The 12,407-nt window shown below is 50.3% G+C and carries 25 protein-coding genes; all 25 read left to right on the top strand.

Annotated elements, in window-relative coordinates; all coding sequences use genetic code 11:
• Positions 1-597 (top strand): EF-Tu/IF-2/RF-3 family GTPase (locus ACCW76_RS20465; protein ID WP_436339956.1); only part of this gene is annotated, 597 nt, incomplete at its 5' end.
• Positions 598-773: 176 nt separating this feature from the next.
• Positions 774-968 (top strand): bacterioferritin-associated ferredoxin, encoded by a 195-nt coding sequence (gene bfd, locus ACCW76_RS20460; protein ID WP_034830760.1) that lies wholly within the window; start codon positions 774-776, stop codon positions 966-968.
• A gap of 104 nt (positions 969-1,072) precedes the next feature.
• Positions 1,073-1,555 carry a bacterioferritin gene (gene bfr, locus ACCW76_RS20455; protein ID WP_436339954.1) on the top strand — a complete coding sequence of 161 codons (483 nt, stop codon included), beginning with the start codon at positions 1,073-1,075 and terminating at the stop codon, positions 1,553-1,555.
• A 323-nt stretch (positions 1,556-1,878) separates the two neighbouring features.
• Complete coding sequence (gene rpsJ / locus ACCW76_RS20450; protein WP_006120582.1) at positions 1,879-2,190, top strand: 30S ribosomal protein S10; 312 nt, start codon at positions 1,879-1,881, stop codon at positions 2,188-2,190.
• Between the two features lie 32 nt (positions 2,191-2,222).
• On the top strand, positions 2,223-2,849 hold the full coding sequence (gene rplC, locus ACCW76_RS20445) for a 50S ribosomal protein L3 (protein WP_038644330.1): 627 nt from the start codon (positions 2,223-2,225) through the stop codon (positions 2,847-2,849).
• Between the two features lie 10 nt (positions 2,850-2,859).
• On the top strand, positions 2,860-3,465 hold the full coding sequence (gene rplD / locus ACCW76_RS20440) for a 50S ribosomal protein L4 (RefSeq protein WP_034830751.1): 606 nt from the start codon (positions 2,860-2,862) through the stop codon (positions 3,463-3,465).
• Positions 3,462-3,764 (top strand): 50S ribosomal protein L23, encoded by a 303-nt coding sequence (gene rplW, locus ACCW76_RS20435; protein WP_034830749.1) that lies wholly within the window; start codon positions 3,462-3,464, stop codon positions 3,762-3,764. The genes rplD and rplW overlap by 4 nt, the downstream gene beginning before the upstream one ends.
• A gap of 17 nt (positions 3,765-3,781) precedes the next feature.
• Positions 3,782-4,603, top strand: coding sequence for a 50S ribosomal protein L2 (gene rplB, locus ACCW76_RS20430; RefSeq protein ID WP_034830746.1), 822 nt, complete (start codon positions 3,782-3,784; stop codon positions 4,601-4,603).
• A 16-nt stretch (positions 4,604-4,619) separates the two neighbouring features.
• Positions 4,620-4,898, top strand: coding sequence for a 30S ribosomal protein S19 (rpsS, locus tag ACCW76_RS20425; protein WP_001138115.1), 279 nt, complete (start codon positions 4,620-4,622; stop codon positions 4,896-4,898).
• Positions 4,899-4,911: 13 nt separating this feature from the next.
• Positions 4,912-5,244: a 50S ribosomal protein L22 gene (gene rplV, locus ACCW76_RS20420; RefSeq protein WP_007891659.1), complete on the top strand. Its 333-nt coding sequence runs from the start codon at positions 4,912-4,914 to the stop codon at positions 5,242-5,244.
• Positions 5,245-5,261: 17 nt separating this feature from the next.
• Positions 5,262-5,960: a 30S ribosomal protein S3 gene (gene rpsC, locus ACCW76_RS20415; RefSeq protein WP_034830744.1), complete on the top strand. Its 699-nt coding sequence runs from the start codon at positions 5,262-5,264 to the stop codon at positions 5,958-5,960.
• A 12-nt stretch (positions 5,961-5,972) separates the two neighbouring features.
• Positions 5,973-6,383, top strand: a complete 411-nt coding sequence (gene rplP / locus ACCW76_RS20410; RefSeq protein ID WP_002438716.1) for a 50S ribosomal protein L16 — start codon at positions 5,973-5,975, stop codon at positions 6,381-6,383.
• Positions 6,383-6,571: a 50S ribosomal protein L29 gene (gene rpmC / locus ACCW76_RS20405; RefSeq protein WP_034830743.1), complete on the top strand. Its 189-nt coding sequence runs from the start codon at positions 6,383-6,385 to the stop codon at positions 6,569-6,571. The genes rplP and rpmC overlap by 1 nt, the downstream gene beginning before the upstream one ends.
• Positions 6,571-6,825 (top strand): 30S ribosomal protein S17, encoded by a 255-nt coding sequence (gene rpsQ, locus ACCW76_RS20400; RefSeq protein ID WP_008104738.1) that lies wholly within the window; start codon positions 6,571-6,573, stop codon positions 6,823-6,825. Before rpmC ends, rpsQ begins: the two co-directional genes overlap by 1 nt.
• 169 nt (positions 6,826-6,994) lie before the next feature.
• Complete coding sequence (rplN, locus tag ACCW76_RS20395; protein WP_006120590.1) at positions 6,995-7,366, top strand: 50S ribosomal protein L14; 372 nt, start codon at positions 6,995-6,997, stop codon at positions 7,364-7,366.
• 10 nt (positions 7,367-7,376) lie between these two features.
• Positions 7,377-7,691: a 50S ribosomal protein L24 gene (rplX, locus tag ACCW76_RS20390; protein ID WP_034830741.1), complete on the top strand. Its 315-nt coding sequence runs from the start codon at positions 7,377-7,379 to the stop codon at positions 7,689-7,691.
• Between the two features lie 14 nt (positions 7,692-7,705).
• Positions 7,706-8,245, top strand: coding sequence for a 50S ribosomal protein L5 (gene rplE / locus ACCW76_RS20385; protein ID WP_013510763.1), 540 nt, complete (start codon positions 7,706-7,708; stop codon positions 8,243-8,245).
• A gap of 14 nt (positions 8,246-8,259) precedes the next feature.
• Complete coding sequence (gene rpsN, locus ACCW76_RS20380) at positions 8,260-8,565, top strand: 30S ribosomal protein S14 (protein ID WP_007891666.1); 306 nt, start codon at positions 8,260-8,262, stop codon at positions 8,563-8,565.
• A gap of 32 nt (positions 8,566-8,597) precedes the next feature.
• The gene (gene rpsH, locus ACCW76_RS20375; RefSeq protein WP_007891668.1) at positions 8,598-8,990 is read left to right on the top strand and encodes a 30S ribosomal protein S8; all 393 of its coding nucleotides are present in this window, start codon (positions 8,598-8,600) and stop codon (positions 8,988-8,990) included.
• Positions 8,991-9,002: 12 nt separating this feature from the next.
• Complete coding sequence (rplF, locus tag ACCW76_RS20370) at positions 9,003-9,536, top strand: 50S ribosomal protein L6 (protein ID WP_038644335.1); 534 nt, start codon at positions 9,003-9,005, stop codon at positions 9,534-9,536.
• A gap of 9 nt (positions 9,537-9,545) precedes the next feature.
• Complete coding sequence (gene rplR, locus ACCW76_RS20365) at positions 9,546-9,899, top strand: 50S ribosomal protein L18 (RefSeq protein WP_008104733.1); 354 nt, start codon at positions 9,546-9,548, stop codon at positions 9,897-9,899.
• Between the two features lie 14 nt (positions 9,900-9,913).
• Positions 9,914-10,414 carry a 30S ribosomal protein S5 gene (gene rpsE / locus ACCW76_RS20360; protein ID WP_007891679.1) on the top strand — a complete coding sequence of 167 codons (501 nt, stop codon included), beginning with the start codon at positions 9,914-9,916 and terminating at the stop codon, positions 10,412-10,414.
• A gap of 5 nt (positions 10,415-10,419) precedes the next feature.
• Positions 10,420-10,599, top strand: coding sequence for a 50S ribosomal protein L30 (rpmD, locus tag ACCW76_RS20355; RefSeq protein ID WP_021186404.1), 180 nt, complete (start codon positions 10,420-10,422; stop codon positions 10,597-10,599).
• Positions 10,600-10,602: 3 nt separating this feature from the next.
• Complete coding sequence (gene rplO, locus ACCW76_RS20350; RefSeq protein ID WP_034830738.1) at positions 10,603-11,037, top strand: 50S ribosomal protein L15; 435 nt, start codon at positions 10,603-10,605, stop codon at positions 11,035-11,037.
• A gap of 7 nt (positions 11,038-11,044) precedes the next feature.
• The gene (gene secY, locus ACCW76_RS20345; protein ID WP_007891686.1) at positions 11,045-12,376 is read left to right on the top strand and encodes a preprotein translocase subunit SecY; all 1,332 of its coding nucleotides are present in this window, start codon (positions 11,045-11,047) and stop codon (positions 12,374-12,376) included.
• Positions 12,377-12,407 lie beyond the last annotated feature (31 nt).

Here is a 12,407-nt window from a genome sequence, read left to right as displayed (position 1 = left end):
GATAACTACATCCCAGAGCCAGTACGTGCAATCGACCTGCCGTTCCTGCTGCCAATCGAAGACGTATTCTCAATCTCAGGCCGTGGTACTGTTGTAACCGGTCGTGTTGAGCGCGGTATCGTTAAAGTGGGCGACGAAGTTGAAATCGTTGGTATCAAGGCGACTGTTAAGTCTACCTGTACTGGCGTTGAAATGTTCCGTAAGCTGCTGGACCAGGGTCAGGCGGGTGAAAACTGTGGTGTTCTGCTGCGCGGTATCAAGCGTGAAGACATCCAGCGTGGTCAGGTACTGGCTAAGCCAGGCACCATCAAGCCACACACCAAGTTCGTATCAGAAGTATACGTCCTGTCTAAAGACGAAGGTGGCCGTCATACTCCGTTCTTCAAAGGCTACCGTCCACAGTTCTACTTCCGTACTACTGACGTGACTGGTAACGTTGAGCTGCCAGAAGGCGTTGAGATGGTTATGCCAGGCGACAACGTGAAAATGACCGTTGAGCTGATCCACCCAATCGCGATGGACCAGGGTCTGCGTTTCGCAATCCGTGAAGGCGGCCGTACTGTTGGTGCGGGCGTTGTTGCTGAAGTTCTGGCTTAATCGCGGAATGTCGGTGGCTGCCTAGGTAGCCGCCGCAGCACGAAAAGAGAGCACTTCGGTGCTCTTTTTTTTGTCTGAAATTCGCCACTCAAGCCAATCCCACACAAAAGCTACGTTTGAAATAAAAACCATTCTCATTTACACTTTGATCAGAATTTGTACTGGAGTCGCAGTAAATGTACGTCTGTCTGTGTAATGCCGTGAGTGACAAAACCCTCCGTGAAGTAGTGCGTCGCTATCAGCCCAAATCGATCCAACATCTTCGTCAACTGGTTCCTATCGGAAAACAGTGTGGTAAGTGCATCCGTTTTGCGCGCGAGATTATGGATGATGAGCTGCAGAAGGTACCGCTGTACAAAGAAATCGCGTAGGTCGAATCGACATCCTCTGGCAATAACCACAAAAACAGTCCTGTTTTTTTGACTTCTTTTTATCCGCATCTACGATCTATTTACCTGGATGCGGAGGAAGCAAAATGAAGGGCGACAGTAAAATCATAACTCATCTGAATAAACTGCTGGGGAATGAACTGGTTGCGATTAATCAGTACTTTCTTCATGCACGTATGTTCAAAAACTGGGGGCTTATTCGCCTCAACGATGTCGAGTATCACGAATCCATCGATGAAATGAAGCATGCGGACAAATACATCGAGCGCATTCTTTTTCTTGAAGGGATTCCAAATTTGCAGGATCTCGGCCGGTTGCGTATTGGTGAAGATGTACCGGAAATGCTGCAGTCCGATCTGACGTTGGAGTTAGAAGGGGCGAAGGATTTACATGAAGCGATTGCCTATGCCGATAAGGTACATGACTACGTAAGCCGCGACATGATGATTGAGATTCTGGGCGAGGAAGAGCATCACATTGACTGGCTGGAAACCGAACTCGACCTGATTCAAAAACTCGGTTTGCAGAATTACCTGCAGGCGCAATTAAAAGAAGAAAGCACAGACTAAAACCCTTTCGTTGTAGCAATGTCACAGAGCCTGTAAGGGGAAATATCGAGCCCCATACAGGCTTTTTCGCATTTAGTCCGCAATTGATGTGGTTAAAAACGCATCACGGGTTGCTTCCTGAACTGATTTGCGTATAATGCGCGGGCCTGCCGATATTGGTATGGCGCGATTCGAGCAGAATCGCAGGTGATAGCAAGCGATGTATCACCTGACAATACTCCCGATTGGGGAGTTATATGCTGAACGATTACACTCCTCCATCAATCGTAATGGGTGTGGGTAGTAATTCTTTTCGTTTATAAAATGTTTGGAGCCTTGGTCTCATGTCGAACCAAAGAATCCGTATCCGTCTTAAAGCGTTTGATCATCGCCTGATCGATCAATCAACCGCGGAAATCGTTGAGACTGCCAAGCGCACTGGTGCGCAGGTACGTGGTCCGATCCCGCTGCCAACTCGCAAAGAGCGTTTCACCGTTCTGATCTCTCCGCACGTTAACAAAGACGCGCGCGATCAGTACGAGATCCGTACTCACAAGCGTCTGGTAGACATCGTTGAGCCAACTGAAAAAACCGTTGATGCACTGATGCGTCTGGATCTGGCTGCCGGTGTTGACGTGCAGATCAGCCTGGGTTAATCAGGTCATCGAGCGATTGAGAGGTTGATACAATGATTGGTTTAGTCGGTAAAAAAGTGGGCATGACTCGCATCTTCACTGAAGATGGCGTTTCAATCCCAGTAACCGTAATCGAAGTTGAAGCAAACCGCGTTACTCAGGTCAAAGGCCTGGAAAACGACGGTTACCAGGCTATCCAGGTGACCACCGGTGCTAAAAAAGCAAACCGTGTGAGCAAGCCGGAAGCAGGTCATTTTGCTAAAGCTGGCGTTGAAGCTGGCCGTGGTCTGTGGGAATTCCGCACCGAAGGTGAAGAGTACTCAGTAGGCCAGAGCATCAGTGTTGAAATTTTCGCTGACGTTAAAAAAGTAGACGTTACCGGTACCTCTAAAGGTAAAGGTTTCGCAGGTACCGTTAAGCGCTGGAACTTCCGTACCCAGGACGCTACACACGGTAACTCCTTGTCTCACCGCGTTCCGGGTTCTATCGGTCAGAACCAGACTCCGGGCAAAGTGTTCAAAGGCAAGAAAATGGCTGGTCAACTGGGTAACGAGCGCGTAACCGTTCAGAGCCTGGAAGTGGTACGTGTTGACGCTGAGCGCAACCTGCTGCTGGTCAAAGGTGCTGTCCCGGGTGCAACCGGCAGCGACCTGATTGTTAAACCAGCTGTGAAGGCGTAAGGGGATAGCAATGGAATTAGTACTGAAAGACGCGCAGAGCGCGCTGACTGTTTCCGAAACTACCTTCGGTCGTGATTTCAACGAAGCGCTGGTTCACCAGGTTGTTGTTGCTTATGCCGCTGGTGCTCGTCAGGGTACTCGTGCGCAGAAAACTCGTGCTGAAGTAACTGGTTCAGGCAAAAAGCCTTGGCGCCAGAAAGGTACCGGCCGTGCGCGTTCAGGTTCTGTAAAGAGCCCGATCTGGCGTTCAGGTGGCGTGACCTTTGCTGCGCGTCCACAGGACCACAGTCAAAAAGTTAACAAGAAGATGTACCGCGGCGCGCTGAAAAGCATCCTGTCCGAACTGGTACGTCAGGACCGTCTGATCGTTGTCGAGACGTTCTCTGTAGAAGCGCCTAAAACTAAGCTGCTGGCACAGAAACTGAAAGACATGGCGCTGGAAGATGTGCTGATCATCACCGGTGAACTGGATGAGAATCTGTTCCTGGCTGCGCGTAACCTGTACAAGGTTGACGTGCGTGATGCAGCAGGTATCGACCCAGTTAGCCTGATCGCCTTCGACAAAGTCGTTATGACTGCGGAAGCAGTTAAGCAAGTTGAGGAGATGCTGGCATGATCCGTGAAGAACGTCTGCTGAAAGTAGTGCGTGCACCGCACGTATCTGAAAAAGCATCTACTGCGATGGAAAAAAGCAATACCATCGTTCTCAAAGTTGCTAAAGACGCGACCAAAGCAGAGATCGTTGCTGCTGTTGAGAAGCTGTTCGAAGTTGAAGTTAAAGACGTAAACACCCTGGTTGTTAAGGGCAAAGTTAAGCGTCACGGACAGCGTATCGGTCGTCGTAGCGACTGGAAAAAAGCTTACGTCACCCTGAAGGAAGGCCAGAACCTGGACTTCGTCGGCGGCGCTGAGTAAGTCGGAGGAGAAAGACAATGGCAGTTGTTAAATGTAAACCGACATCTCCGGGTCGTCGTCACGTAGTTAAAGTGGTGAACCCAGAGCTGCACAAGGGCAAACCTTTTGCTCCGCTGTTAGAAAAAAACAGCAAATCCGGTGGTCGTAACAACAATGGTCGTATCACTACCCGTCATATCGGTGGTGGTCACAAGCAGGCTTACCGTATTGTTGACTTCAAACGCAACAAAGATGGTATTCCAGCAGTTGTTGAGCGTCTTGAGTACGATCCGAACCGTTCTGCGAACATCGCACTGGTTCTGTACAAAGATGGCGAGCGCCGTTACATCCTGGCCCCTAAAGGCCTGAAAGCTGGTGATCAGGTTCAATCTGGCGTTGATGCTGCGATTAAAGCAGGTAACACCCTGCCAATGCGTAACATCCCGGTGGGTTCTACCGTTCACAACGTAGAAATGAAACCAGGCAAAGGCGGTCAGATTGCTCGCTCAGCTGGTACTTACGTGCAGATCGTTGCGCGTGATGGTTCCTACGTAACCCTGCGTCTGCGTTCAGGCGAAATGCGTAAAGTCGAAATCGACTGCCGCGCAACCCTGGGCGAAGTCGGTAACGCTGAGCACATGCTGCGCGTTCTGGGTAAAGCTGGTGCAACCCGTTGGCGTGGTGTTCGTCCTACCGTTCGCGGTACTGCGATGAACCCAGTCGATCACCCGCACGGTGGTGGTGAAGGTCGTAACTTTGGTAAGCACCCGGTAACTCCGTGGGGCGTTCAGACCAAAGGTAAGAAGACCCGTAGCAACAAGCGTACTGATAAATTTATCGTACGTCGCCGTAGCAAATAATTTTAGAGGATAAGCCATGCCACGTTCTCTCAAGAAAGGTCCTTTTATTGACCTGCACTTGCTGAAGAAGGTAGAGAAAGCGGTGGAAAGCGGTGACAAGAAGCCCCTGCGCACTTGGTCCCGTCGTTCAACGATCTTCCCTAACATGATCGGTTTGACCATCGCTGTCCATAATGGTCGTCAGCACGTTCCTGTCTTTGTATCCGACGAAATGGTCGGCCACAAACTGGGTGAATTTGCACCGACACGTACTTATCGCGGCCATGCTGCAGATAAGAAAGCCAAGAAGAAATAAGTAGGAGGAAGAGATGGAAACTATTGCTCAACATCGCCATGCTCGTTCTTCTGCTCAGAAGGTCCGCCTTGTTGCTGACCTGATTCGCGGTAAGAAAGTGTCGCAGGCTCTGGATATTCTGACCTACACCAACAAGAAAGCTGCTGTGTTGGTTAAGAAAGTCCTGGAATCTGCCATTGCGAACGCCGAACACAACGATGGCGCTGATATCGACGATCTGAAAGTCGCGAAAATCTTCGTAGACGAAGGCCCAAGCATGAAGCGCATTATGCCGCGTGCGAAAGGTCGTGCAGATCGCATCCTGAAGCGCACCAGCCACATTACTGTGGTTGTGTCCGATCGCTGAGACTCTGGAGACTAGCAATGGGTCAGAAAGTACATCCTAATGGTATTCGCCTGGGTATTGTAAAACCATGGAACTCTACCTGGTTTGCGAACACCAAAGAATTCGCTGACAACCTGGACAGCGATTTTAAAGTACGTCAGTTCCTGACTAAGGAACTGGCTAAAGCGTCTGTATCTCGTATCGTTATCGAGCGTCCGGCTAAGAGCATCCGTGTGACCATTCACACCGCTCGCCCGGGTATCGTTATCGGTAAGAAAGGTGAAGACGTAGAAAAACTGCGCACGGTCGTCGCGAAAATCGCTGGCGTTCCTGCACAGATCAATATCGCCGAAGTCCGTAAACCGGAACTGGACGCTAAATTGGTTGCTGATAGCATCACTTCACAGCTGGAGCGTCGTGTGATGTTCCGTCGTGCTATGAAGCGTGCTGTTCAGAACGCAATGCGTCTGGGCGCGAAGGGTATTAAAGTTGAAGTTAGCGGCCGTTTGGGCGGAGCCGAGATCGCACGTACCGAATGGTACCGTGAAGGTCGCGTGCCACTGCACACTCTGCGTGCAGACATTGACTACAACACCTCTGAAGCGCACACCACTTATGGTGTAATCGGCGTTAAGGTATGGATCTTCAAAGGTGAGATCCTGGGTGGTATGGCTGCTGTTGAACAACCGGAACCGGCTGCTCAACCTAAAAAGCAGCAGCGTAAAGGCCGTAAGTAAGGAGAGTCGCTGATGTTACAACCAAAGCGTACGAAATTCCGTAAAGTGCACAAAGGCCGCAACCGTGGTCTGGCGCAGGGTACGGATGTCAGCTTCGGTACTTTCGGTCTGAAAGCTGTTGGCCGTGGTCGTCTGACTGCTCGTCAGATCGAAGCAGCACGTCGTGCTATGACCCGTGCAGTTAAGCGTCAAGGTAAGATCTGGATCCGTGTATTCCCGGACAAACCGATCACCGAGAAGCCGCTGGAAGTGCGTATGGGTAAAGGTAAGGGTAACGTGGAGTATTGGGTTGCCCTGATCCAACCGGGTAAAGTCCTGTATGAAATGGACGGTGTTCCGGAAGAGCTTGCCCGTGAAGCATTCAAGCTGGCAGCAGCAAAACTGCCTATCAAAACCACCTTTGTTACTAAGACGGTGATGTAATGAAAGCAAATGAGCTGCGTGAAAAAAGCGTTGAAGAGCTGAACGCTGAGCTTCTTAACCTGCTGCGTGAGCAATTCAACCTGCGCATGCAGGCAGCATCCGGCCAGCTGCAGCAGACCCATCTGCTGAAGCAAGTGCGCCGTAATGTTGCACGTGTTAAGACTTTACTGACTGAGAAGGCGGCGTAATGACCGATAAAATCCGTACTCTGCAGGGTCGTGTAATTAGTGACAAAATGCAGAAATCTGCAGTTGTTGCTATCGAACGTGTCGTGAAACACCCGATCTACGGTAAGTTCATCAAGCGTACGACTAAGCTGCACATCCATGACGAGAACAACGAATGTGGAATCGGTGACGTGGTAGAAATCCGCGAAACCCGTCCACTGTCTAAGACTAAGTCTTGGGCGCTGGTTCGCGTTGTAGAGAAAGCGGTTCTGTAATAGAATCCGCTTCCTCTAAAAAATAAAATGAACGGCTCGTCTGAGCCGTTCATTTTTTCTACCCATCTGCGAGATCCGGTGTTATAATGCCGCGCCCTCAATTATGGGGCTTTTTAACGACCTGAGGTTTGGGTCCCGAAGTAGTAGTTGACATTAGCGGAGCACTAAAATGATCCAAGAACAGACTATGCTGAACGTCGCCGACAACTCCGGTGCACGTCGCGTAATGTGTATCAAGGTTCTGGGTGGCTCGCACCGTCGCTACGCAGGCGTCGGCGACATCATTAAAGTTACCATCAAGGAAGCAATTCCTCGCGGTAAAGTTAAGAAAGGTGATGTCCTGAAGGCGGTAGTGGTGCGCACCAGGAAGGGTGTTCGTCGCCCGGACGGTTCTGTCATTCGCTTCGATGGTAATGCATGCGTTATTTTAAACAATAACAGCGAGCAGCCTATCGGTACGCGTATTTTTGGGCCGGTAACTCGTGAACTTCGTACTGAAAAGTTCATGAAAATTATCTCTCTGGCACCAGAAGTACTCTAAGGAGCGAGCAATGGCAGCGAAAATCCGTCGTAACGACGAAGTTATCGTGATTACCGGTAAAGACAAAGGTAAACGCGGTAAAGTAAAGAATGTCCTGACTTCTGGTAAGGTCATCGTTGAAGGTATCAACCTGGTTAAGAAACACCAGAAGCCGGTTCCGGCTCTGAACCAACCAGGCGGCATCGTTGAAAAAGAAGCTGCTATTCAGGTTTCTAACGTTGCAATCTTCAATGCGGCAACCGGCAAGGCTGACCGTGTAGGCTTTAGATTCGAAGAAGGCAAAAAAGTCCGTTTCTTCAAGTCTAATAGCGAAACTATCAAGTAATTTGGAGTAGTACGATGGCGAAACTGCATGATTACTACAAAGACGAAGTAGTCCAGAAACTCATGACTGAGTTCGGCTACAATTCTGTCATGCAAGTCCCTCGGGTCGAGAAGATCACCCTGAACATGGGTGTTGGTGAAGCGATCGCTGACAAGAAACTGCTGGATAACGCAGCAGCTGACCTGGCAGCAATCTCCGGTCAAAAACCGTTGATCACCAAAGCACGCAAATCAGTTGCAGGCTTCAAAATCCGTCAGGGCTATCCGATCGGCTGTAAAGTAACTCTGCGCGGCGAGCGCATGTGGGAGTTCTTTGAGCGCCTGATCACTATTGCTGTTCCACGTATTCGTGACTTCCGCGGCCTGTCTGCTAAGTCTTTCGATGGTCGTGGTAACTACAGCATGGGCGTTCGTGAGCAGATCATCTTCCCAGAAATCGATTATGACAAAGTCGATCGCGTTCGTGGTTTGGATATTACCATTACCACTACTGCGAAATCTGATGATGAAGGCCGTGCTCTGCTGGCTGCCTTTGACTTCCCGTTCCGCAAGTAAGGTAGGGTTACTTAATGGCTAAGCAATCGATGAAAGCACGCGAAGTAAAGCGTGTGAAATTAGCAGACAAGTTCTTCGCTAAGCGCGTTGAACTGAAAGCGATCATTTCTGATGTGAACGCATCCGACGAAGATCGTTGGGATGCCGTTCTCAAGCTGCAGAGTCTGCCGCGTGATTCCAGCCCTTCCCGTCAGCGTAACCGCTGCCGTCAGACAGGTCGTCCGCACGGTTTCCTGCGGAAGTTTGGGTTGAGCCGTATCAAGGTCCGTGAAGCCGCAATGCGCGGTGAAATCCCGGGTCTGAAAAAGGCTAGCTGGTAATTGTCACCATTTGAATCACGGGAGTAACACAGATGAGCATGCAAGATCCGATCGCGGATATGCTGACCCGTATCCGTAACGGTCAGGCCGCGAACAAAGTTGCGGTCTCTATGCCTTCCTCCAAGCTGAAAGTGGCAATTGCCAACGTGCTGAAGGAAGAAGGCTACATTGAAGATTTTAAAATCGAAGGCGACATCAAGTCTGAGCTGGAAGTTACTTTAAAGTATTTCCAGGGCAAGGCTGTGGTAGAGAGCATTCAGCGTGTTAGCCGTCCAGGTCTGCGCATCTATAAGAAAAAAGATGAGCTGCCAAAAGTAATGGCTGGTCTGGGCATCGCTGTAATTTCTACCTCTAAAGGTGTCATGACTGATCGTGCAGCGCGCCAAGCTGGTCTTGGTGGCGAAATTATCTGCTACGTAGCGTAATCGGAGGATAAAATGTCTCGTGTTGCAAAAGCACCTGTCGTTGTTCCTGCGGGCGTAGAGGTAAAACTCAACGGTCAGGAAATTTCGATCAAAGGCAAAAACGGCGAGCTGACTCGTACTATCAACAGTGCTGTAGAAGTTAAGCATGCAGACAACGCCCTGACTTTCGCTCCACGCGAAGGCTTCTCGGACGCTTGGGCACAGGCAGGTACTGCTCGTGCGCTGCTGAACGGCATGGTTATCGGTGTTACCGAAGGCTTCACCAAGAAGCTGCAACTGGTTGGTGTTGGTTATCGTGCAGCTGTTAAAGGCAACTCTGTGAGCTTGGCCCTGGGCTTCTCTCACCCTGTTGACCATGCACTGCCGGCCGGCATCACTGCTGAATGTCCAACTCAGACTGAGATCGTGCTGAAAGGCGCTGATAAACAGCTGATTGGTCAGGTTGCAGCGGATCTGCGCGCCTACCGTCGTCCTGAGCCTTACAAAGGCAAGGGTGTTCGTTACGCCGACGAAGTCGTGCGTACCAAAGAGGCTAAGAAGAAGTAAGGTAACACTATGGATAAGAAATCTGCTCGTATCCGTCGTGCGACCCGTGCACGTCGCAAGCTCAAAGAGCTGGGTGCTACTCGCCTGGTGGTACATCGTACCCCGCGTCATATTTACGCACAGGTGATCGCCCCGAACGGTTCCGAAGTTCTGGTTGCTGCTTCTACTGTAGAAAAAGCTATTGCCGAACAACTGAAGTACACCGGTAACAAAGACGCTGCTGCAGCCGTAGGTAAAGCTCTGGCTGAGCGCGCTGTCGAGAAAGGCATTACTAATGTTTCTTTCGACCGTTCCGGGTTCCAATATCATGGTCGTGTCCAGGCACTGGCAGATGCTGCCCGTGAAGCTGGCCTTCAGTTCTAAGGTAGAGGTCTAAGATGTCAAACATCGAGAAACAAGCTGGCGAACTGCAGGAAAAACTGATCGCGGTAAACCGTGTATCTAAAACTGTAAAAGGTGGTCGTATTTTCTCCTTCACCGCACTGACTGTAGTGGGTGATGGTAACGGCCGCGTTGGTTTTGGTTACGGTAAAGCGCGTGAAGTTCCAGCAGCGATCCAGAAAGCGATGGAGAAAGCCCGTCGCAACATGATTAACGTCGCGCTGACTCACGGCACCCTGCAGCACCCTGTTAAAGGTGCTCACACGGGTTCTCGTGTGTTCATGCAGCCAGCTTCTGAAGGTACCGGTATCATCGCCGGCGGTGCAATGCGCGCTGTTTTAGAAGTTGCTGGAGTACATAACGTTCTGGCTAAAGCGTATGGTTCTACTAACCCGATTAACGTGGTTCGTGCAACTATCGATGGCCTGGGCAATATGAATTCTCCAGAAATGGTCGCTGCCAAGCGTGGTAAATCCGTTGAAGAAATTCTGGGGTAATCACGATGGCTAAGACTATTAAAATTACACAAACCCGCAGTTCAATCGGCCGCCTGCCTAAGCACAAAGCCACTCTGGTTGGCTTGGGTCTGCGTCGTATTGGTCATACCGTTGAGCGTGAAGACACGCCAGCAGTGCGCGGTATGGTTAACGCGATTTCCTACATGCTGAAAGTGGAGGAGTAAGAGATGCGCTTAAACACTCTGTCTCCGGCCGAAGGGTCTAAACACGCTTCTAAGCGTCTGGGTCGTGGTATCGGTTCTGGCCTCGGTAAAACCGGTGGTCGTGGTCACAAAGGTCAGAACTCTCGTTCTGGCGGTGGCGTACGTCGCGGTTTCGAGGGTGGTCAGATGCCTCTGTATCGTCGTCTGCCGAAATTCGGTTTCACCTCTCGCAAAGCAATGGTCACTGCAGAAGTTCGTCTGTCTGACCTGGCGAAAGTTGAAGGCGGTATTGTTGACCTGAATACTCTGAAAGCAGCCAACATCATCGGTGTTCAGATCGAGTTCGCGAAAGTGATTCTGTCTGGTGAAGTTTCTGCACCGGTAACGATTCGTGGTCTGCGTGTCACTAAAGGTGCGCGTGCTGCAATCGAAGCTGCTGGCGGTAAAATCGAGGAATAAGTAGCAGATGGCAAAGCAACCGGGATTAGATTTTCAAAGTGCCAAAGGTGGCTTTGGTGAACTGAAGCGCAGACTTTTGTTTGTTATCGGTGCACTGATTGTCTTCCGTATTGGCTCTTTTATTCCAATCCCTGGTATCGATGCCACTGTACTTGCCAAACTGCTTGAGCAACAGCGTGGCACCATCATTGAAATGTTCAACATGTTCTCTGGTGGTGCTCTCAGTCGTGCCTCAATCTTCGCACTGGGTATTATGCCGTATATTTCGGCCTCTATTATTATCCAGTTGCTGACGGTGGTTCACCCAGCGTTGGCCGAGATTAAGAAAGAGGGTGAAGCTGGTCGTCGTAAGATTAGCCAGTACACTCGCTATGGCACCCTGGTTCTGGCTGTATTCCAGTCGATCGGTATTGCTACCGGTCTGCCGAATATGCCTGGAATGCAAGGCCTGGTAATGAATCCAGGTTTCGCATTCTACTTTACCGCTGTTGTAAGTCTGGTTACCGGGACAATGTTCCTGATGTGGCTGGGCGAACAGATTACTGAACGAGGTATCGGTAACGGTATCTCGATCATTATCTTCGCAGGTATTGTTGCGGGTCTCCCGCCGGCCATTGGCCATACCATCGAGCAAGCGCGGCAAGGTGACCTGCACTTCCTCCTGTTGCTGTTGGTTGCAGTTCTTGTATTTGCAGTGACGTTCTTTGTTATTTTCGTTGAGCGTGGCCAGCGCCGCATTGTGGTCAACTACGCTAAACGTCAGCAAGGTCGTCGTGTATATGCTGCACAGAGCACACATTTACCGTTGAAAGTGAATATGGCGGGTGTAATTCCGGCTATTTTTGCTTCCAGCATTATTCTGTTCCCAGCAACCATCGCGTCATGGTTCGGGGGCGGAACCGGTTGGAACTGGCTGACAACAATTTCGCTGTATTTGCAACCAGGACAGCCGCTTTATGTGCTACTCTATGCGACTGCAATCATCTTCTTCTGTTTCTTCTACACGGCGTTGGTTTTCAACCCACGTGAAACAGCTGATAACTTGAAGAAGTCTGGAGCATTCGTACCGGGAATTCGTCCGGGAGAGCAAACGGCGAAGTATATCGATAAAGTAATGACACGTTTGACCTTAATCGGCGCACTGTACATTACCTTTATCTGCCTGATCCCGGAGTTCATGCGTGATGCCATGAAGGTTCCCTTCTACTTTGGCGGCACATCGCTGCTTATCGTAGTGGTTGTCATCATGGACTTTATGGCTCAAGTGCAAACTCTGATGATGTCGAGTCAGTATGAGTCTGCATTGAAGAAAGCAAACCTGAAAGGCTACGGCCGTTAATTCAGGCGCTTGAGAAGTTACGGAGAGTAAA

The organism is Pantoea sp. C8B4 (assembly GCF_051336905.1).
Lineage (GTDB): Bacteria > Pseudomonadota > Gammaproteobacteria > Enterobacterales > Enterobacteriaceae > Pantoea > Pantoea rwandensis_B.
Note: the sequence above shows the minus strand (reverse complement) of the source record. Positions and strands in the feature narration are given on the sequence as shown.